This window comes from Acinetobacter sp. Res13-Abat-PEC15-P4-01, assembly GCF_015676285.1.
Lineage (GTDB): Bacteria > Pseudomonadota > Gammaproteobacteria > Pseudomonadales > Moraxellaceae > Acinetobacter > Acinetobacter nematophilus.
Map to the genome: position 1 here is coordinate 82,473 of NZ_JADAIN010000031.1, position 20,319 is coordinate 102,791.

Annotated in this window: 17 protein-coding genes and 1 pseudogene; 7 read left to right on the forward strand and 11 right to left on the reverse strand. The window is 38.6% G+C overall.

Annotation, left to right across the window (positions count from 1 at the left end):
• The first annotated feature begins 23 nt into the window (after window positions 1–23).
• Together IMO47_RS11755 and asd are read left to right on the forward strand one after the other, a co-directional pair.
• Window positions 24–872 (forward strand): rhodanese-like domain-containing protein, encoded by an 849-nt coding sequence (locus tag IMO47_RS11755; protein ID WP_196075168.1) that lies wholly within the window; start codon window positions 24–26, stop codon window positions 870–872.
• The gene (gene asd, locus IMO47_RS11760) at window positions 869–1,720 is read left to right on the forward strand and encodes an archaetidylserine decarboxylase (protein ID WP_196075157.1); all 852 of its coding nucleotides are present in this window, start codon (window positions 869–871) and stop codon (window positions 1,718–1,720) included. The genes IMO47_RS11755 and asd overlap by 4 nt, the downstream gene beginning before the upstream one ends.
• 590 nt (window positions 1,721–2,310) lie before the next feature.
• On the opposite strand, the pseudogene IMO47_RS19935 reads toward asd, so the two are convergent.
• From IMO47_RS19935 to IMO47_RS11780, 4 genes and pseudogenes are all read right to left on the reverse strand, one after another.
• A pseudogene (locus tag IMO47_RS19935) lies at window positions 2,311–2,742 on the reverse strand (hypothetical protein).
• A 16-nt stretch (window positions 2,743–2,758) separates the two neighbouring features.
• Window positions 2,759–4,117, reverse strand: coding sequence for a phosphate regulon sensor histidine kinase PhoR (gene phoR / locus IMO47_RS11770; protein WP_196075158.1), 1,359 nt, complete (start codon window positions 4,115–4,117; stop codon window positions 2,759–2,761).
• 25 nt (window positions 4,118–4,142) lie between these two features.
• Window positions 4,143–4,853 (reverse strand): phosphate regulon transcriptional regulator PhoB, encoded by a 711-nt coding sequence (gene phoB, locus IMO47_RS11775; protein WP_004825961.1) that lies wholly within the window; start codon window positions 4,851–4,853, stop codon window positions 4,143–4,145.
• Window positions 4,854–5,129: 276 nt separating this feature from the next.
• Window positions 5,130–5,804 (reverse strand): TetR/AcrR family transcriptional regulator, encoded by a 675-nt coding sequence (locus IMO47_RS11780; RefSeq protein WP_196075159.1) that lies wholly within the window; start codon window positions 5,802–5,804, stop codon window positions 5,130–5,132.
• 213 nt (window positions 5,805–6,017) lie between these two features.
• On the opposite strand from IMO47_RS11780, the gene IMO47_RS11785 reads away from it, so the two are divergent.
• On the forward strand, window positions 6,018–6,863 hold the full coding sequence (locus tag IMO47_RS11785) for an SDR family NAD(P)-dependent oxidoreductase (protein ID WP_196075160.1): 846 nt from the start codon (window positions 6,018–6,020) through the stop codon (window positions 6,861–6,863).
• Window positions 6,864–7,069: 206 nt separating this feature from the next.
• Window positions 7,070–9,337, forward strand: a complete 2,268-nt coding sequence (locus tag IMO47_RS11790) for a hypothetical protein (RefSeq protein ID WP_196075161.1) — start codon at window positions 7,070–7,072, stop codon at window positions 9,335–9,337.
• Window positions 9,338–9,399: 62 nt separating this feature from the next.
• On the opposite strand, the gene IMO47_RS11795 is transcribed toward IMO47_RS11790, so the two are convergent.
• Both IMO47_RS11795 and IMO47_RS11800 read right to left on the reverse strand, forming a co-directional pair.
• Window positions 9,400–10,767, reverse strand: coding sequence for an MATE family efflux transporter (locus tag IMO47_RS11795; RefSeq protein WP_196075162.1), 1,368 nt, complete (start codon window positions 10,765–10,767; stop codon window positions 9,400–9,402).
• 118 nt (window positions 10,768–10,885) lie between these two features.
• Window positions 10,886–12,046, reverse strand: a complete 1,161-nt coding sequence (locus tag IMO47_RS11800; protein WP_196075163.1) for a methionine aminotransferase — start codon at window positions 12,044–12,046, stop codon at window positions 10,886–10,888.
• Window positions 12,047–12,373: 327 nt separating this feature from the next.
• Here IMO47_RS11800 and IMO47_RS11805 point away from each other — a divergent pair, with 327 nt between their 5' ends.
• Window positions 12,374–13,459: a hypothetical protein gene (locus tag IMO47_RS11805; protein ID WP_196077824.1), complete on the forward strand. Its 1,086-nt coding sequence runs from the start codon at window positions 12,374–12,376 to the stop codon at window positions 13,457–13,459.
• A 170-nt stretch (window positions 13,460–13,629) separates the two neighbouring features.
• Here IMO47_RS11805 and IMO47_RS11810 read toward each other — a convergent pair whose 3' ends face one another.
• The 3 genes from IMO47_RS11810 to IMO47_RS11820 form a co-directional block, all read right to left on the reverse strand.
• Window positions 13,630–14,121 carry a flavin reductase gene (locus IMO47_RS11810; protein WP_196075769.1) on the reverse strand — a complete coding sequence of 164 codons (492 nt, stop codon included), beginning with the start codon at window positions 14,119–14,121 and terminating at the stop codon, window positions 13,630–13,632.
• 200 nt (window positions 14,122–14,321) lie between these two features.
• Window positions 14,322–15,350, reverse strand: a complete 1,029-nt coding sequence (locus IMO47_RS11815; RefSeq protein WP_196075790.1) for a methionine synthase — start codon at window positions 15,348–15,350, stop codon at window positions 14,322–14,324.
• Window positions 15,351–15,373: 23 nt separating this feature from the next.
• Window positions 15,374–16,354: a DUF1852 domain-containing protein gene (locus IMO47_RS11820; RefSeq protein WP_196075770.1), complete on the reverse strand. Its 981-nt coding sequence runs from the start codon at window positions 16,352–16,354 to the stop codon at window positions 15,374–15,376.
• Between the two features lie 521 nt (window positions 16,355–16,875).
• Between IMO47_RS11820 and IMO47_RS11825 the strand changes: the two genes are divergently transcribed.
• Window positions 16,876–17,313 carry a hypothetical protein gene (locus tag IMO47_RS11825; RefSeq protein ID WP_196075771.1) on the forward strand — a complete coding sequence of 146 codons (438 nt, stop codon included), beginning with the start codon at window positions 16,876–16,878 and terminating at the stop codon, window positions 17,311–17,313.
• A 176-nt stretch (window positions 17,314–17,489) separates the two neighbouring features.
• Here IMO47_RS11825 and IMO47_RS11830 read toward each other — a convergent pair whose 3' ends face one another.
• Window positions 17,490–17,942, reverse strand: coding sequence for a GNAT family N-acetyltransferase (locus IMO47_RS11830; RefSeq protein WP_196075772.1), 453 nt, complete (start codon window positions 17,940–17,942; stop codon window positions 17,490–17,492).
• Between the two features lie 150 nt (window positions 17,943–18,092).
• Here IMO47_RS11830 and IMO47_RS11835 point away from each other — a divergent pair, with 150 nt between their 5' ends.
• The gene (locus IMO47_RS11835) at window positions 18,093–18,851 is read left to right on the forward strand and encodes an SIMPL domain-containing protein (RefSeq protein WP_196075773.1); all 759 of its coding nucleotides are present in this window, start codon (window positions 18,093–18,095) and stop codon (window positions 18,849–18,851) included.
• Window positions 18,852–18,991: 140 nt separating this feature from the next.
• Here the strand turns inward: IMO47_RS11835 and IMO47_RS11840 are convergent, their stop codons facing one another.
• Window positions 18,992–20,311 carry a DUF445 domain-containing protein gene (locus tag IMO47_RS11840; protein ID WP_196075774.1) on the reverse strand — a complete coding sequence of 440 codons (1,320 nt, stop codon included), beginning with the start codon at window positions 20,309–20,311 and terminating at the stop codon, window positions 18,992–18,994.
• Between the last annotated feature and the right edge of the window lie 8 nt (window positions 20,312–20,319).

Consider the following 20,319-nt stretch of genomic DNA (forward strand, 5'->3'; position numbering starts at 1 on the left):
AGGGTCTTAAAATAGAAAAACGTATGACTACACCTGCCTTTAATTTGGGATTACTCATCGAAGCTGAACAACTCGTGCCTTTTTTAGGGCACGATAAAATTCGTATTGTCGATTTGAGTCGTAGTTCTGTCTATGAACAACTACATATTCCCCATGCCTTACATGTAAAGCCACAATTGTTGGTGAGACAGGAAGAACAAGCTTCAGGGCTGCTGCCTGATGAAGACGGTCTGAATGCGCTGGTCGAATATTTAAATATTTCGCCTGAGCATCATGTTGTGGTTTATGATGATGAAGGTGGAGCTTGGGCTGGACGTTTGATTTGGAATTTGCATTGCCTTGGCTTTTACAATACCAGTTTATTAAATGGCGGTATTCATGCGTGGTTGGCAGAAGGTTTCCCGACTTCATCAGAAATTGAAACATTTGAACCAGTTAAAACATTGGTTCCGGTCAATTTAAATCATCTTGAGCAACATCGCATTGAATATGCGAAATTATTGGAAAAGGTTCAGCAACAAAGCATTCAAGTCTGGGATTGTCGAACATCTGAAGAATATACTGGGCAACGTTTGGCAGCTAGACGCGGCGGTCACATTCCAAATGCACAACATTTTGAGTGGAGTACTGCAATTAACCGCCAAAATCATTTAAAATTGCATCCTCTAGAGCGCACGCAACAACGTCTAGAACAATTGGGCTTTCAATTTGATCAACCTGTGGTGGTGTACTGTCAATCACATCATCGTTCAGGCTTGGCTTATATTTTAGGTCGGTTACTGGATTGGAATATCCAAGCCTATGATGGTGCGTGGAGTGAGTGGGGCAATCGCCTCGATAGTCCAATTATTACTGGAGAATCACCTGCGTGAGTCTTACATCAACCTTAAAAAAACAAATTTTTATTCAAGCTCAAAAAGTTGTTCCACAACAACAACTCAGCCGTGTTGTCGGCAAAGTTGCAGCCAGTGAAAACCCAGTCGTTAAAAACTTAGCGATTCAAGCTTTTAAAGCTCAGTACGGGATTGATCTTTCGATTGCTGAGCAAACGGATGCGTTGAAATATAAATCGTTTAATGATTTTTTTACTCGTGCCCTGAAACAGGGTGTACGAGAAATTGATACAGATCCGAGTAGTATTGTTTCTCCTGCAGATGGTGCGATTTCACAATTAGGAAAAATTAAAAATGGAGATATCTTTCAAGCCAAAGGTCAGCATTTTACTGTAGAGCAGTTGATTGGTGACCCAAAATTGGCTGCACCTTTTGTTCATGGAGAATTTGCAACGGTTTATCTATCGCCACGTGATTATCATCGTGTGCATATGCCATTTGCAGGAACCCTGACGGAAACTTTATATATTCCAGGTGAATTATTTTCAGTCAACCAAACCACTGCTGAAAATATTCCAGGCTTGTTTGCACGCAACGAGCGTATGGTGTGTCTGTTTGATACTGAATTGGGGCGTATGGCTGTAGTTCTGGTGGGTGCGATGATCGTCGCGGGCATTGAAACTGTGGCAACAGGCAAAGTGAAGCCAACTGGACGTTTAGAATTGAACCATCATGAGTTGGTGTTGGAAAAAGGTGCAGAGCTCGGACGTTTTTATCTAGGCTCAACTGCAATAGTATTGTTTGAGCAAGATAAAATGAATTGGGATGCACAATTTAAAGCCAATTCCGCTGTTGTGATGGGTGAGGCTCTAGGGCACACACTATAATTTCTTGATTCATTGTGGGTTGTATTTTTACGTGTAGAGAATACAACTCCTCTAAAACATTACAGGTTTGTATTACATTTATATTTAAAGCAAACGATGTAATATCAAATCTCAAAAATAAGTTGGATTCACCAACAGCATCATGGTTTTGCGTATATATCTTCACTCAACATGGTGACATCCATGCCCGCTCGCGATAGCGATTTAGAAAAAAATCGCAGACCTCAAAGCACAGTTATTTTATTTACAATTGGCGTGCCATATAAAAATGCTGATGAAATATGATACTTGGAAACGTTATCCGAAGCTGTTTGAGGCAGGACGTATTTTATAAGGTATTGTTTCTGCCGCGTATTGAATGGATTGCGGGTGACTGAAAGTTTTAGGGTAAACAGCGTATCGCTGCGCAAGATGGCTGCTCTGGCGGAGCTTCACTGCTCATGCCGAGACAAAATTTAATCGAGTCGAAGGCTGATCCTGAAATTGAGTGAAAACTCAGCCAAGATCCTTGTTTTTGAATAAATGAAAAATATCGTGATGTTGAACTCAGGTTCACTGAGATAAAAACTTGTTTTAATTTTTAGGATAAATCAAAGACCATGTGCTTTTAAATAAGACTGTTTTAAAGCCTGTGCATCTGCTAAAGCATTGTGTGGGTTTTTAGAGGGTACATGTGTTTCGATTGGATCTGGCATCCAGAGTCGCATGGACAGTGAAGGCGTTCGTATACACTTTCCTGCTGAGAGTACTAAACTCCGCATAAACAAGGCAAAATCTTCTGGCCAATCTGCGATGATTTCGATCTGTTCATATTGAAACAAAAAAATCTGCAAACGACTTTGAAATTTTTTGAATTGAATGGGTGGCTGGTTTAACCGTGGTATCACATGATCTTTTACTCATGGTACAGGATTTGGGCATTCTAGAACCTCATAAAATGATTGATGCTGTTCATCGACCAATGCCAATGAAATCAGTTCACCACCAAAACCATTAAACTCACAATCTAAAAATAATTTCATTTAAATTAATCAAGAATTAACCAGCAAAATCAAGGCGCTCTTTAGGGAACACCACTCTAAAAACTGAACCTTGGTTTTCTTTAGAATCAATTTCAAGATAAGCATTATGTTGCATTAAAACATGCTTTACGATTGCTAAACCTAGACCTGTTCCACCCGTTTGTCGACTTCTCGCACTGTCTACGCGATAAAAACGTTCAGTTAAACGCGGGATATGCTTGGGATCAATCCCAATGCCCGTGTCTTCAACAGTAAAATAACCATGTTCAGTGTCATCATGCCAACCAATCGTCACAGTTCCCCCTTTAGGAGTATATTTGATTGCATTGGTAATTAAGTTACTGAAAGCACTGGCAAGTTCTGCATCTGAACCAATCAGATCACAATGGCTGTCGATATCCAAATTTAAAGTGTGTCCATAATCAACGTTATAGGCTTGTGCATCATCAAAAAGTTGATTCATTAAATTGGGCATATCGATAATTTGGTTTTTAGCGACCTGTTTATTGCCTTCCAGCCGAGAAAGTAGCAGTAAATCATTCACCAAAGCATTCATGCGTCGCGTTTGAGATTGCATCTGTTCAAAGGCGCGTTTCCAACGAGGATTTAGATCTTCTTGGTCAGTAAAAGTTTCAATATAGCCGCTGAGAACAGTTAAGGGTGTACGAAGCTCGTGCGAAATGTTATCCACAAAGTCTTTACGCATCTGCTCAAGATTGTGTACGCGGGTTACATCATAAGCGACTAACAAACGACTCTCACTGCCAAAGCGAGTCAGCTTGATTTGCACATAATGTTCTTCAAACACGGATGACTTTATTTTTATACCATCAGGTGATTGATCAATATTATTAAAATATTCGATAAAACTCGGTTGGCGGATAATGGTTAAAATATTGCGCCCACGGTCTAAGGGTTGAATGCCCAACAGTTTTTCCGCAGCAGGGTTCCACCATTCGATTTGATGAAGTTCATCTGTTAAAACCACTGCTTCTGCCAAAGCCACCAAGGAAGATTGTGCACGATCAATCAAGCCGACCATTTCAGCTTGAACAACTCGTTCCTGGCGTTGTGCACGATAGACATTAAACAGTAGCGCTCCCCAAATGCCTTCGAGATTAGGTGGAGAATCGTAAGGGCGATTAGAAATCCATTCATTGACCAAATACAAAGAACGCAATTGAAATGCAAAAAAGACGGCAAAACCGATGGAAATACAAATCCAAAAATAACCGATCCCTAACCCAATAAATCCGCCAATAATCAGTAAAAAAGCCAACAGGCGTAAGTCTTGTTTTGCAAACTCCCACAAACTGCTGTAGCGGAACTTTTTATGTTCACGTGCAATATCTGGGACGGGATAGGGTTCATACATAGAAATTTATTTACCTTGAAAATGCTTAACCTATGGCAACATCTGCACGGGTAGAGAAACGATATCCAGTTCCACGTACGGTTTGTACATAGCGATCTGCACCATAAGGTTCAAGCACTTTACGCAAGCGACGGATGTGGACATCGATGGTACGGTCTTCAATATAAACATTTCCACCCCAAACTTGGTCAAGTAGTTGCGCACGCGTGTAGGCACGCTCAGGATGGGTCATAAAGAAGGCCAATAAACGGTATTCTGTTGGGCCCATATCTAAAATACTGTCACCAAAACTTACGCGTTGGCTAACAGGATCAAGTACCAGTCCATTGGCATCAATGGTTTTTTCGCCACTCAATGCATTGGCGCGACGCAGTACTGCCTTGATACGGGAAACCAATTCACGTGTTGAAAAAGGCTTGGTCATATAGTCATCTGCACCAGCATCAAGACCTTGAACTTTATGGTCTTCTTCGCCACGTGCAGTCAACATAATCACTGGAATTTCTGCCAGATTTTCATCACGTTTTAAACGACGGCATAGATCGACGCCGCTGACACCACCTGGCATCATCCAATCAAGCAAGATCAAGGATGGGCGTTGATCTACGATCATTTGATGGGCTTGTTTTGCATCTTCAGCTTGCAGGCACTGAAAACCTGCCATATCCAATGAGGTATGGATCATTTCCCGAATCGGAAGTTCGTCATCGACGATTAATATATAGTCATCTTTCACAACGCAATATCCTATGTATGAACGGTGTACCGTCTTTTATTTATGACAGGCTTATTACAAAGATTAATTATGACAGTATCATTGCAAAAACAAGATGTAGACGAATTTTTGCAAAAAAATGTGACAAAAAATGGGCGATGTGATGAAAATTAGATGACATTTTTAAATAATCAGTTCATTTTGCCCAAAGAAAAAGCATCAAATTAAATCATAAAAATTAAAATGTGACAGTTTTATGACAATGTTTATTCAGTAGCATAAGTAAAACTTCGGGGTTTATTTAGGTGAAAAAGTATCAATTAATGACACAAAAACCACTTCGCAAGCGGAAACAATTTCTTCAAGAGATTGTTTAAAACCGCCCATGACCCAGCGTACGGCAATTTGTGTAACATAGCCATTCAAGCCTGTAGCAACCAACGAAATCTCCTGTTCACTTCGTTCAATATGCGGCATCATCAGGGTGACAAAAGAATGAATTAATCGATCAAAACGCCCCATGGTTTCGTGAATAGTTGCGTGGTTATGTAGCTCTTGAACCAACATGGCATCAATATAAATAATACGGGCAACACGCGGATCGTTTTTTAACATGGTAAAAATTGCAGTTAGGCCTCCTTTAATCATATTTCTAGGCTCAGGCGCACCTTGCATCACGCCTTGCATGACAGTTTGCTGCAATTGTTCAATTAACTGTAAAAAGATGACTTGGAACAGTTCCTCACTCTTTTTAAATGATTCATAAAAATAGCGTTCAGTCAGCTTTGCTTCATTACAAATATCTTTGACTGTGACGGAAAAGAAACCATGTGTTCCATATGCCGCGATGCCTGCTTCAATCAGCTTTTCTCGGCGTGCGAGCTTTCTTTCAGACAAGGACATGCCTTTGAATTGGCGTTCTTTTGTGGTTCTATTTATGGTTTTCTTTTCAGTTAAGCGAGATTCAGTCATTGTAAAAAATTACTCGTGTCATGTTCGATTGTCACAAAGAAGGGGTTATTTTAGCAATAAAAGCCATTGAAACCTATTTAAGATTTTTTGTATAAAAAAACAACTGCTCATTCACAATATAATATTGACAATAGTTATTGTCAAAATTATATTGAGCAGGTGAGCTGCACATTATCAGTATTATTGTGTGCGGATTTTAATAAAGGATAGACAATGAAAAATTTTAAAAACAAAGTCGCTGCAATTACAGGTGCTGGCTCTGGTATGGGACAACAGCTTGCGATTTTACTGGCAAAAGCAGGCTGTCATTTATCAATCAGTGATGTGAATGAAAAAGGTTTGGCAGAAACAATCGAATTGGTTAAACCTTATAATGTTCGTGTTACTTCTAAGAAAGTAAATGTGGCAAATGTCGAGGAAATGCGTACATGGGCTGCTGAAACCGTACAGAATCATGGTTCTGTGAACATGATTTTCAACAATGCGGGGGTTGCTTTAGGTTCGACTGTAGAAGGCGCGACCTATGAAGAACTTGAATGGATTATGAATATCAATTTCTGGGGTGTGGTGTACGGAACCAAAGAATTTTTACCATATATCAAGAAAACTGGTGACGGTCATATTATCAATATTTCGAGTTTATTTGGTTTAACGGCTCAGCCGACGCAATCTGCTTATAATGCATCGAAATTTGCGGTACGTGGTTTTACTGAATCATTACGTCAGGAATTAGATATCGAGAATTGTGGTGTATCTGCATTATGTGTACACCCAGGTGGTATCCGTACCAACATTGCCAATGATGCACGTATGAATGACAGTTTACGTTCTTTGGGCATGAATCCTGATAAGTCAGCAAAAGCGTTTAATAAATTATTACGTATGCCTCCAGAAGACGCTGCTCAACAAATGCTTGATGCGGTTCTCAAAGACAAACGCCGTTTATTGATTGGCAATGATGCAAAAACTTTAGATTTGATCCAGCGTGTCTTACCGACGGGTTATCAAAAACTAACAGCTTTTGCGACCAAATTCAGTAAAAAATTAGAACCAAAATAAGTGCTTCTATGAAAAAAACCGCCAAATCTGGTGGTTTTTTCTTTTTTAAGCGCTGTGTCAAATAGCTTGATTGACAATTAAAACCTCATACTTTTACTGTACCCATCGTCTAAGAATTGGGATTGCTACAATAATTTGTTAGACTGACTCTGAAAATATTAAATTTTTTATTTTTATTATAAAGATAATTTGAATTGAGCATTTTTATGAAAAAAGCCATTTTAAGCCTCAGCGTAGGCATGATTTTATTTGCATCACATTTAGCCCATGCTTCTACTGATCAAGAGAATGTCACTATTTTAGACAGTGTTGCAGGTGTACAAGACCATGCAAACCATGATGCGACGGACGATACAGCGCTGTATCGGGCAGAAGTAGAACGACTCTACCCACAATATGTCAAAGAGGATGAAGGCGATCAGTTATATTCAACTTTCTTAGCAGATTATCAATATAGAAAATTTTGGTCAGCATATTTTGATCGCTCTGTACAATATTTGGATTTATACCAAAGCGCAATTCAACAAGAACAATTACGTAAAATCGATCCGAAGCTTTCCAAACTGGATGCGATGCTATATTCGGATTTAACCCGTATTTACCAATCTCTTGATCGGATTCAAAATCACTTAAAACCCGTGGTTGATTTTAACCGTGTGATTGTCGATCAGATTAAATTCGATCAACCTTATCCATTGCTGGACGAGGAACAAGGTAGTGCCTATCGTTCGGCATTACGTAACATGAATGAGGTTCAGAACGCAGAGAAGAAACAACTCATTTTACTCACCCAAATGATCGACCAGTACCAAGATCGAGTAGATGAATTTGCAAAGATTGTATCTAAACGAGTCAAAAAGCAGCATGAAAAAAATATTGATGTGTTGAATCGAAAAGTGGCATTGATTGGGCATTATTTGTCAGCCCAACTGCAAGGCTATGATGCATTTAAGGCGACCTATAGTGTTTTAGACAGTTATGATGTTGAAGCGCATCCAGCCTATGCTAAAAAATACCAGCAAGCTGCACAGTCAGAGCAGAACATAAAAAAAGTAAACGCGATCATGGCGGCGATTGCTCCAGAACCAAGTTCAAATACAGCATCATCTGAAGTGCCAGATCAGGTCAGTGCTTTACAGGATTCTAGTCAATATTGTGATTATCTGTGGAATGGCGAACAACGCGATGAGATTGCAGCTTACTTAGGAAAAACCAAGCAACAATATATACGAGATTGTCAGCAACAAAAGTCCAAGATTCAACAATTTTATAAAAGTCAGGTTTTTTTAGAAACCGTCCCGCAGCAAATTGCTACTTTGTCCAATATGAATGCTATGGGAGATTATCGTCGATATGGCGATGATCTTTACTATACCGAAACAGAGAAAAACGCAGTCTATCGATTTAATCTGGCTTCTTTCAAAGAAGAACTGATTTATCAATATGCATTAACGGCTGATGACAGCGGCTGTGATCACAATATGTGCCGTGGTGTGGGGGCAACCGATGTGGTATTGAGTCGCGATGGTCAAATCATCTATGTGGCATCTTTGGATTATGATCAAGTTTTTGCAATTGATTTAAAGACCAAACAGGTCCTGCAAAAGTTTAAAGTTGAACGTTATCCACGCAAACTATTATTGGATAAACAGGGTGAAAATCTGTATGTATACAATGGGGTAGGGAACAGTATTTCACGCATCCAATTAAAATCAGGCAAAATCACCACAGCCGCATTGCCAGCAAATTATCAGGAACATTTTTGTCGAGAAATCGATATGGTATTTGAACCAGACCAAAAAAGTATTCGTATTCTGGGTGATTGGGCAAATCGTCCTTTTATCTATATGAATACTGCTGATTTAAGCTTTTTTGAACTGAATTTTGATGTACCACAGAAAGTACTTTATCCTGTTGATGCCTATCGCTCAGTGGTGGAGTTTTATCAAGACTCGGAAAATCAGATTGGGATTTATGACCAACGGATTGCAGATTTGGTCAGTGTGATCAATGTGCAGGATGAACCCTCTCAAGATCAAGGTGAGCAAGAAGATAATCGCCATACTTATCGAGATGTCTACACCAGAAGCATACCTGTCATGATGGGATATTTAGCGGATCAATATTTTTATTATGCCGAGAAGGCGAACTTTAACCGATTTAATTGGTTAAATAGCGCCCTGGATCAACAAGATTTAGATATTTATCTGCTCAATCTTGTTGATCAAACTCAAGGAAATGGTCAGAAAGTAGCATTTAAACTGCCGAGCAAACCTCAGCACATTGAACTGCTGGAAAATGGCAAGATTTTAATCTTGTTTGCTGAAAGCTATCTCAATGATCAGAAAATTTTACCGCGAGCCTTAGTCTTGGATCCAAATGATCCAGCAACGCAACAAGTCTTTGCGCGCAATAAAACCAAACGCTTGGCACAGTCGGAACTGAAAGTGATTGAGCTCCATCAAGAAGACTAAAATCTTTTTTTGAATGAGATAACCAGGATTGATTTAAATGCATGGGCACAGGGCTGATGCATTTAAATCAAGATTTCGATGGTTTTCTTTTTCCACACAAATTGATAATACAGACCTTGCATTACGCAGAGGCTGAAGAAGGTCAGTGCAAGGGCATACCAGATGCCTTGTAAGCCAAACCACTGACTGAATAAATAAGCACATGGCACTTCGATCAGCAAGATCGATAAAATGTTGAAAATCATTGGCACTGTGACAGTACCACTGGCACGCATGATGGAGGCAAAAATGGCACTTGCACCAAAAAAGATAATCGACCACAACACAATAAACAATAATTGCTGACCCAGTTCAATCACGGATGGATCTGTAATAAACAATGCCATCAAATACTTTGAACAAATATAGGCCAACAGTACCAATGAACCCGTGATCACAATATTGCTGACCAGTGCTGTACGGGTCACTTTTGCCAGCAATTCGGATTTGCCTGCCCCAATCGCCTGCGCTGCAAAGATTGAGCCTGCAATCGCGATGGATAGGGCTGGAAATTGAATATAGTTGAGAACCTGATTGACTGCACCATAGGCTGCTGTTGCATGTGCACCATGTTGGTTGACCAGTCCGATCACCACCAAACCTGCAACAGAGTTGGTGATCATTTGGATACCTGTCGGTATGCCTAAACGTAAAATACTTCGACTAAACTGCGGATGAAAGCGCACATGTTCGATTAATGCCACATCTGGTTTTAAGGCATGGTCTTTTTTATTTAAATAGACAATCAGAAAAGCAAGGGTCGCAATAAACCCTAAACCACTGGCAATTGCCGGGGCAATAATTCCCAGTTTTGGCATACCAAAATAACCTCCAATCAATACAGGTGTGACAATCACACCGACAATAATGGTAAGGCTTGAAGCCATAAGTGGCGTGGTGCTGTCCCCGACACCACGCAAAATGGAGGTGTAGGTGATATAGATAAATAGAAATGGGCTACTCATTAACATCCATTGCACATAAGGTAGTGCAAGGTGCATGATTTTCGGGTCGATTCCCAACAGCAATAAAATCTGCTTCGCAAAAAACACGCCTAAAAAGGCAATAATGGTTCCGCCAATCAGCGTCATAAATAACAATGCACCAACAATGGTACGCACTTTTTCAATATCTTTGGCGCCCCAAGCTTGCCCCACCAAAACAGTTGCACCTGTCGAAAGACCAATCACAAAAGCCAGCAATAAAAATAGGATCGGAAAAAATACCGAAATGGCAGCAATCGCTTCAACACCCAGCATTTGCCCGACAAAAATAGTGTTAATTGTCCCAGACAGATTTTGCAAGATATTGGTTAAGATCAATGGACCCAAGAAGATTAAAAAAACCTTCCAGAATTTGGGTTGGTGGAGCATGTCGGGACGAGCTGGCATCTTTTGTTCTACTGTCTATTTTCGAGTGTCTTTATCTTATTGATAATATACAACTACTCAATAAAAAGCCTGAGTATTTGAGTAACTCAAGCTTTATTTTACCGAGATCGAAAATTTTTTAGGCTTGAATTCGATTTAAAATTTCACAGGCCTGAACTAAAGTTTGATCTTTTTTGGCAAAACAAAAACGGATTAAACGTAAATTTTCAGGTGCTTTCCGATAAAAAACAGAGACTGGAATTGCCACAATTCTGTGTTGTTCTGCAAGGAACTTGCACATCTCGATATCATTTAAATCTGGACGAATTTGGCTGTAGTCAACATTTTGGAAAAAGGTTCCTTTGGATGGAATAAAGCTAAATTTTGAATCTTGAATGCCTGAATTAAACAGATCACGCTTTTGTTGATAAAAACTCGCTAAGCCATCGATATGTTCAGGGTGCTGTTGCATAAAGTTGGCAAGTGCCATTTGTACAGGTGTGACACCACAAAAGTTGGCAAACTGATAAATTTGACGGAACACTTTCATCAGCTCAGGTGAGGCAATGCAATAACCTGTTTTCCAACCTGTGACATGAAAGGTTTTTCCAAAAGAGCCCACGACAAAACTACGATCTCTAAGCGCAGGAAACGACAACGCTGAATAATGTTTTTCGCCGTCAAAAATCAGGTGTTCATAAACTTCATCTGAAAGCACGATGATATTTTTATCTTGAATCAGTTCAATTAAATTCAGCCAGTCTTGTTTAGACCAAATTGCCCCTGTGGGATTGTGAGGGGTATTTACGATGACCATTCGGGTTTTATCTGTGATTGCAGATTTGACTTGATCCCAATCTACAGAAAACTCAGGTGCGTTGAGTGGAATATGAACCGCTTTGCCTCCGACCAACTGCACGCTAGGTGCATAACTGTCATAGCTCGGATCAAAGATAATCACTTCATCGTCTTGGTGGATGATGGCTTGTATGGCACTGAAAATCCCAATCGTTGCGCCCGGTGTGATGGTGATTTCTGTAAGTGGATCGAGCTGTAATTGATCTCGTTTAAGAAAAAGCTGCGCCAGTTGTTGTCTAAGCTGTAGTAAGCCATCACCCGCTGCGTATTGGTTAAAACCATCCAATGTGGCTTGGCTCAGCGCTTGTAGCAGAGCAGGTGGCGCATCAAAGTCTGGAAAGCCTTGTGATAAGTTCAGCGCATTGAGTCGTTGTGCCATTGCGGTCATGATACTGAAAATGGTGACGCCTTGAGCAGGAAGTTTGGAGTGGATTTCGATCATGACCAGACTGTTTTAAAGAGGTTTGTAGAGCTGAGTGTAGCAGGTGATTTTTAACAGCAAAATAGGCTGTTGTGGTTTGTGGTGGGAGGATAGGGAATTTAAAGAAACTTTATTTAAGTAATGTGGATCTTAAAATGGTGGTATTTTTAATACATAATATATCGAGGAGTTCGTTATGATATTAATCAGATAAGGTTTTTAAGTAGCGGGTAGGTCTATATTTGACATAAATATCATTATTTTTAAATGAATAGAAAATTATATTTTTTTATCTTGTTTGAGATATATTATAATGAATTAATAACTACTTAATTAAATGGATTTAAAGTGGACTCTATTGAAAATAATTTTATGATTATGGGTTTTGGCTGTTTTTTGTTCATAATAATTGTTGATTTTTTGGTTGTTTTTCCAAATCAGTTGAATAAATCTATAACAACTAAACTACCGAGAAGAACGCAAATAAAGTTACCTCCAAAAATTAACTTTCAAATAGAAAGTAATGATAATTATGGAGTAGGGACTTTTGCTTTAGATTTAGTAACTGGTTTTGGTCATGGTCGAGCTAAAACTGCGAAATATAATTATGAAATTCAATATCACTCGTATGCAACAAATTTTAATAAGTTAATTGATTTACAGAATATTATAAATTATAAACTTAATGAATTAGGTGAATTTACATATCTTACTATTCAGGAATTGGATAGAAGCCAAAAATTAGTCAATATACCCAAAAATTCAGCCTTAAATTATAAAGAAAAGCAATTGGTTGAATTTATGAATAAAAGTATTGGGGAATTAAAAGCAATCACAGAAATCGAAATTAATACAGGAATGGTGTTACTTCAAGGTTCTACAATAGGAGGTTTAGCTGCTTTAGGTAGTTGGACACTTGTGTCACTTTTTGGAACGGCATCAACAGGTACAGCGATCTCTACTTTAAGTGGTGCAGCTGCATATAATGCTACACTTGCTTGGTTTGGAGGTGGAGCAATAGCAGCAGGAGGAGGTGGAATGGCTGCAGGAACAATGACATTAATTGATATTACTGGTATTTCAATATTGTTGTTTTGTTCCTATAAATCACACTCAAAAGCCAATGAAATTACAAGGCAAACAGCGTTATTAATTACGGAAATTGATAAACTTCGAGAGAATAATAAATATTTAGAAAATTTTGAAAGATCTATTAATCAAGAAATTTTACTTTTAAAGGAAAAATTTGAAAAAATTAAAAATGTGAATAGTCACCTTGAAAATTTACTTTATCCATACGGAGCGTTTAGTATGTTTAAACGGAATATAGCAGAGTTTTTCAAACAAGATTTTTATACTAAAAAAGAATATGAAGAAATGATTCAGTTATTTAAAGTTTTTGATGAAACCTACAATTTTTTATCAAAAAAATAAACAAAGTTGAAATTTAACGTGAGAATTTTTAAAAAATTTCCAAAAAGGTATATAAGTAGTTTATGTAAAATTTCTATCATTTGTATATTAAATAAAGCCATTTTTAAGTTGCATTGCACAAAAATGGTTTTTCAGCAATTTGTTAGAACAAATATAAAGCAGCAAACACTCTAAGCAATTTCTGTCTGTCCCACATGATGATACGCACGGTTAAAATAAACCAAGCTTTGATCATGTTGGCTCTGTTGAATCGCAACAATACGACAAATCAAAATCGTATGCGTGCCAACTTCTTGCATTTGCTCAATTTCACAATCGAAATTCACCAAAGCATCCTTTAAGACTGGTGCGCCTGTTTCTAACTCCGTCCAAGTACCATGTTTAAATCTTTCTTCTGGGCTTAACTTAGACGAAAAAGCTTTAGAAATATGCTGATGATGTGCGCTGAGTACATTGACAGTTAAAATTTTATTTTCAACAAAATGCACATGAGAACTAGATGCCTTGTTCATACATACCAGTAAGGTCGGCGGTGTATCGGTCACACTACAGACAGCAGAAGCAGTGAATCCATAACGACCCGACAAGCCTGCAGTGGTGATCACACTGACCGCACTGGTGAGCAAAGACATTGCATCTCTAAAGTTTGTTGCTTCAATCATTTCATTGTTCCTAAATTGAACCGTACCACTTTTAGATTTAGCGATACCTTGCTATTGCGTCTTGTCGACTATCTATTGAGATCAGATATGCGTAGGGTGGATAATACACTGGATCAAGATCAGGGCATCAGTCTGCTCAGAAATATATATCCAAACAAACTGAAATAATGCCCCTTTATACCGAATGTTACGATTGAAAACTAGCGGTTAAGTTCTCTACGAACGATTTCTGCACCTGCGCTTAGGGCATTCAATTTACCTCTTGCGACTTGGCGAGAGAGTGGTGCCATTCCACAGTTGGTTGATGGATAAAGCTTATCTGCATCGACAAATTGCAGTGCTTTACGCAGTGTATTTGCAACTTCTTCGGGTGTTTCAATGTTGTTGGTCGCAACATCGATCGCACCGACCATCACTTTTTTACCACGGATCAATTCAATCAAATCCATCGGTACGCGAGAGTTTTGACATTCTAAAGAGACAATATCGATTTTAGACTGTTGAAGTTTAGGCAAGGCCTCTTCATATTGACGCCATTCTGAACCTAAGGTCTTTTTCCAATCGGTATTGGCTTTGATACCATAACCATAGCAAATGTGCACCGCTGTTTCACATTTAAGCCCTTCAAGTGCTCGCTCTAAGGTTGCAACACCCCAGTCATTGACTTCATCGAAGAATACATTAAATGCAGGCTCATCAAACTGAATAATATCTACACCTGCGGCTTCTAACTCTTTGGCTTCTTCATTGAGAATCTTGGCAAATTCCCAAGCCAGTTTTTCACGGCTTTTATAATGTGCATCATAAAGCGTATCAATCATGGTCATTGGACCAGGTAATGCCCATTTAATCGGTTGGGAAGTCTGCTGACGTAAAAACTTGGCATCTTCAACGAAAACCGGTTTTTGACGAGACACTTCACCCACAACCGTAGGTACGCTTGCATCATAACGATTACGGATACGAACAGTTTCACGCTTTTCGAAGTCTACCCCATTAAGGTGTTCAATAAAGGTCGTTACGAAATGCTGACGGGTTTGTTCACCATCGCTGACGATATCAATGCCTGCATGTTGCTGCTCTTGTAAAGATAAACGTAAAGCATCTTGTTTACCTTCAATTAATTGCTCATCTTGCAATTTCCAAGGTGACCAAAGTTTTTCAGGCTCTGCAAGCCAAGAAGGTTTTGGTAAACTGCCAGCAGTTGAGGTCGGTAATAAAATTTTCATCATCTATATCTTTTCTATTGGGGTTACACAGCAACGTAATTTGAAGACCACTGCTCAAGGATGGTTTTGTATGGCTTGATAAATTGTTCTTCAGTAAATTTGCCTTGCTTAATGGCCAACTGGCTACGCTCTTCTCGGTCATACACAATACGCGTCAGCGAATAATCCTGATGCTTTAAACTTGGGCGATAAGATTTTCCAGCCACAGCATTCGCATTGTAAATTTCAGGGCGATAAATCTTTTGGAAGGTTTCCATGGTACTGATGGTACTGATCAACTCAAGGTTGGTATAATCACTGAGTAAATCACCACGGAAATAGAATGCTAAAGGTGCAACACTGTTTGGCGGCATAAAATAGCGAACCTGCAAACCCATTTTTGCAAAATATTCATCTGTTAGAGAGTATTCATCTTGTTGGTATTCAACGCCTAAAACAGGATGTTGATTCGCAGTTTGATGATAGGTCTTACTGCTGGAAACACTCAAACAAATCACGGGTGCCTTACTAAAATTATCTTTATAAGTATTCGAATTGACGAATGAATTAAAAATGTTGCCGTGAAGCTCACCATAGTTTTCAGGAAGGCTAAATTCGGCTTTATCTTTATTATGTTCTAACAGAAGTACACTAAAATCATAGTCTCTTACATAAGAGGAAAAATTGTTTCCAACAATACCTTCAATACGTTGATTGTTTTTGTGATCGATAATATTGGTTTTTAAGATTTCAATGGTCGGGAATGTTTGGCCATTACCTTCAATATCAATATCCACTGAAATAATTTCAAGTTCGACAGCGTAACGGTCTGCTTTCGGGTTATCCCAATGTGCCAAAGCATTGAAACGATTGTTGATCATCTTCAAAGTATTGCGCAAGTTGTCTTGACGACTTTCACCTCTTGCCAAATTCGCAAAGTTGGTTGTAATGCGCGTACTGTCAGCAGGATGATAATTTTCATCGAAACTAATGCGCTTAATCGTAAATGTAAACTCTTTACTCATTGTGATAACCCTAATTTCTGAGATAAAAACCTGAATTTATTTCATGCTCTTTTCGACTGCCTCAAAAGTATTGTTGAAACTTATTCATGTATCGTTTTTCAATATTTTCTCATCTAAACGGCATGAAAAATTGGAAATCGATGCTGATACGGTCTGTAGCGAGGAGCATGGTGTAATTTATACCCCAAAAACTACATGAATAAAAATGATATTAATTCATAAAAAGTTGAATAAAATTCATGATTGATAATTTTGTTCAATTAAGAAAGACTTGGGTGATCAAATACTCTGATCACATCTGAATATTTCACAGCTTAAAACAATGGAATCCTTACAAATGAGTCATATACCGAACGGGATGAATGAATATGTGTACAATGTTGAGTAATTGAACGGTTGATTCGGAGACAATGATTTAAGATCATTGATGCTCAGGATCTACGTCAATAATAATGACATTTTGTCTCTGTAAAATGAGAACTAAAATAGAAAACATATACTTATAAAAGGAGGGTTGTTGCATGCATCTTGTTAAGCTATTGATGGGTTGTTTGGTTTTTATCTTATGTAATCTTGCGATAGCTGCAGATTTTCCAATATATCAGCTCAAAGCAGCACAAAATCTTCAAGATGGAATTTGGAACTGGAAATCAACCATGCGACCGCATAAGTCTACAGCAGCAGATCATTCTGAACGCGGTTGTATCCAGATTAAAGATTTCATCAAACAACAAACGGATGAGATGCGAGAAAGCATTCCTCAAGAATGCAAAACTCAAATTACCAGTGATCAGCCGAATGAGGGGCGTATGGCTTTAAAATGTTCAGGCGCTTTCAGTGGATTCAAAGTCAATTATCGAGTACAACGTGTTTCAGCAAATCATTTAATTGTTGAAGCTCAAATGCCTTCCAATACAACGTTTATTCATGAATATAAACGAGAAGGTGAATGTAAATAGTTGATGATTTAAATAAAGAATTTAATCTGTTCCAATCCATTAACTTAAAGAAAAATATAGTCATAATTTTTTTGTTATTGCTTATATTGATGATGACGGCGTTAATCATATACAGCCATTGATGTTTAAGATTTTTTAATCCAATCTGAATCTGATTTTTAGAATAAAGATCAGATTCATCTTGAATGAAATGATTTTTCCCAACGCATCAAGAAGTCTTTTGAATTGGTTTCTAAATCAATGCCTGCTTTTATAATTTCAAAACCTAAAGTCTTATAAAATTGCACGCTTTTTGGATTTTCCTGATAGACATTTAATTCAAGTTCAGTCCGTATGGCTTGAGCGTACTGGATCAGCGCTGTACCTACACCTTTTCCCTGATACTGCGGTGAGACAAAAATTGCGGCGATTTGAGTGTCCAGCAAGGCAATAAATCCATAGGTGTGCAGATTATGTTCTGCAAGATAAACTTCGGACATCGGCAGATAAATATTCTGCATTTTAAGTTTATTTTCTTTCCAATATGTTTCTGGAATAAAATGGTGAGCGATAAATGAGGCTTCCAGCCAGATTTCGGATAAAACACTGAAATCATGAATATTGGCTTTTCTTATATTAATTAAATCCACTGATTTTCTCTCTGATTTTAAATAGGAATACATTTATCCAGAATACAAGATGACGATCTACTTAGTCTCCTGTTCAGCATCATATACGGTTGACTTATGATCAGTTTATTATTATAAATTCTTTATAATATTTTAGGTTAAATTAGAATAATGGAAAATAAATCAATTACATATAAGTCCTTATGGATTTTTGCACTGATCCTGAGTTTGGGTTTTATCATTTCGGCAAGTGTATTGGGATATGCTTTTAAGCAATTTGGCGGTGAAAAAAATTCAATTACTGTGAAAGGATTGGCTGAAAAACCCATTCAAGCAGATGCGGCCCGTTGGGAAATCAACCTTCAAACCAATCGTTCGACCGACAGTGTGACAGCGTCCTACCAATTACTTGATCAAGAAATAAAGGCTTTACAGGTATTCTTCGTGGAACATGGTTTTAAAGCCACAGAAATGAAATTAGGCAATAAAAGTTCACAACCCTATTATCAAGATGTGGATCAGGGTGATGGAAAAACAATTCGCGAATTCAGAGGTTATGTCGCAATGCAGTCGTTGGTGATCAATAGCCGCGATATTCAAAAAATAGAAAAAGCTGCAAAAGATGCATACCTATTGGATGAAAAAGGCATTTCAATTGAACAAAAACCGCAGTATCTGGTGTCCAATCTAGAAGAAATTAAGATGTCATTGATTGCCAATGCCACAAAAAATGCCTACAGCCGTGCCAATGAATTTGCAAAAGTGGGTGGTGTAAAAGTGGGTGCAATGCGTTCAGCAAGCCAAGGTGCATTTTATATTTTGCCTGAAAGCGGCTCAGACGATGACAGTGATTATGGTGGCGCATATGACAAAAACACCATCAATAAAATTGCCCGTGTGGTGGTCACGATTAATTATTCAATTGATTAATCCGTCTTCAAAGCTTGGTTTGAGCAAGTGATGCTTTAACATGAGAAATGGTTAAGTAAAAAAAAATGGGAGCTCAGCTCCCATTTTTGATTGATTTTATGCTGATGGGTGAATTGATTTCATCGTATTCATTTGCACTATTAGATCGCAAAATCAATCACGGCCCGAATAACACCTAAACTCAAACCAATAAACGCGCCTACGACCACACCATTTACGCGAATCATATGTAAGTCACCGCCCACTTCATTTTCAATTTTGGCAATCATTTCCGTGGAATCCCATTCATGAATTCGTTGACTAATAAACGTAATCACTTTTTCACTATATTGATCGCTTAAATTAACAGCAATACCGCTGATTCGGTCATTGAGTAACTCACGAACAGATTGATTCTGTATGAGGTTTTCTCCCACTTGTTGAATTGCAACACGCAGGTTCATCGCTATACCAGAATCGACTTTTAGCAGGTCAGATTTAATGGCATCACATAAAATAACCACAGCACCCGTCATAAAATTCAAAACAGGTTCACTGTCTAAAAGTGCATTTTTAGTTTCATTTAAACGTATGCTGGCATGGCTATTATTATCTGACAATTGCAGCATAAGTTGATGCGCTGCTTGTTCTATTTTTTGACGGATTGGATGGTCTTCATCTGCCAGCATTGACTCAACTTTTTCAATAATTGAGTCAATTGTACGTTGTTCCACATCAATGCCGATCCAACTTGCACCCTTGGCAAGGCGTGAAACGCCCAGTTCTTTAAACAGGGTCTGGGTGAGTTCTCGTGTTCTTTCAGGATGGGTCATCATCCATTCATGTGCAATGTCGAGTCCACGTTGCAACACATCTTGGTGGAAATCGTTGTCTAAGACCGCACGAAGCATTTCACTGGCAAGTTGATTCATACGGGTATTGCGTACCCATTGCACACTGTTATTTTGGATAAAGCGTCCAATTTGTTCCTGTCCAACAAATTCAAAAATTTTGGGTACCGTTTGTTGAATCACATCGGCCACTTGACCATTGTTTTTGGGATGTGCCAACCATTGTCCTACGGCTAAGCTCAGGTCGGTATTTTGTAAACTTCGCTCAACGATTTGAGGAGAAAGGAAGTTTTCCTGAACAAATTTACCCATCGATTCCGCAATACGTGCCTTATTGCGCGGAATAATTTCAGTATGATCTTTTAAAAATTTAGGAATAGGAATTTTCCCAAAGGGATTGCGGAACAAGACAGTGATTGCATACCAGTCGGCTAGACCCCCCACAACTCCTGCTTCTGCACCCAACATGAGGATATGGATAAACCATGCATATTCAGGTAGCAACTTGGCAGAAATGATTAAAGCAATCCAAGCCACAACCGCCACAATCAAGGCGATTGTGGCAAAGCGTTTGCTTCGATCTAGGCTTGGAATACTATTGGCGATTTCACTGTGTTCAATTCCGCTCATTCACTTTC

Bases quoted from the DNA above. Each gene is read 5' to 3' on its own strand.
- IMO47_RS11820 (WP_196075770.1), bottom strand. From the start codon at position 16,354: ATGAGTAAAGAGTTTACATTTACGATTAAGCGCATTAGTTTCGATGAA.
- IMO47_RS11790 (WP_196075161.1), top strand. From the start codon at position 7,070: ATGAAAAAAGCCATTTTAAGCCTCAGCGTAGGCATGATTTTATTTGCA.
- IMO47_RS11835 (WP_196075773.1), top strand. From the start codon at position 18,093: ATGGAAAATAAATCAATTACATATAAGTCCTTATGGATTTTTGCACTG.
- IMO47_RS11840 (WP_196075774.1), bottom strand. From the start codon at position 20,311: ATGAGCGGAATTGAACACAGTGAAATCGCCAATAGTATTCCAAGCCTA.
- IMO47_RS11810 (WP_196075769.1), bottom strand. From the start codon at position 14,121: ATGATTGAAGCAACAAACTTTAGAGATGCAATGTCTTTGCTCACCAGT.
- IMO47_RS11825 (WP_196075771.1), top strand. From the start codon at position 16,876: ATGCATCTTGTTAAGCTATTGATGGGTTGTTTGGTTTTTATCTTATGT.
- IMO47_RS11780 (WP_196075159.1), bottom strand. From the start codon at position 5,804: ATGACTGAATCTCGCTTAACTGAAAAGAAAACCATAAATAGAACCACA.
- IMO47_RS11755 (WP_196075168.1), top strand. From the start codon at position 24: ATGACTACACCTGCCTTTAATTTGGGATTACTCATCGAAGCTGAACAA.
- IMO47_RS11795 (WP_196075162.1), bottom strand. From the start codon at position 10,767: ATGCCAGCTCGTCCCGACATGCTCCACCAACCCAAATTCTGGAAGGTT.
- IMO47_RS11785 (WP_196075160.1), top strand. From the start codon at position 6,018: ATGAAAAATTTTAAAAACAAAGTCGCTGCAATTACAGGTGCTGGCTCT.
- IMO47_RS11800 (WP_196075163.1), bottom strand. From the start codon at position 12,046: ATGATCGAAATCCACTCCAAACTTCCTGCTCAAGGCGTCACCATTTTC.
- IMO47_RS11815 (WP_196075790.1), bottom strand. From the start codon at position 15,350: ATGAAAATTTTATTACCGACCTCAACTGCTGGCAGTTTACCAAAACCT.
- phoR (WP_196075158.1), bottom strand. From the start codon at position 4,117: ATGTATGAACCCTATCCCGTCCCAGATATTGCACGTGAACATAAAAAG.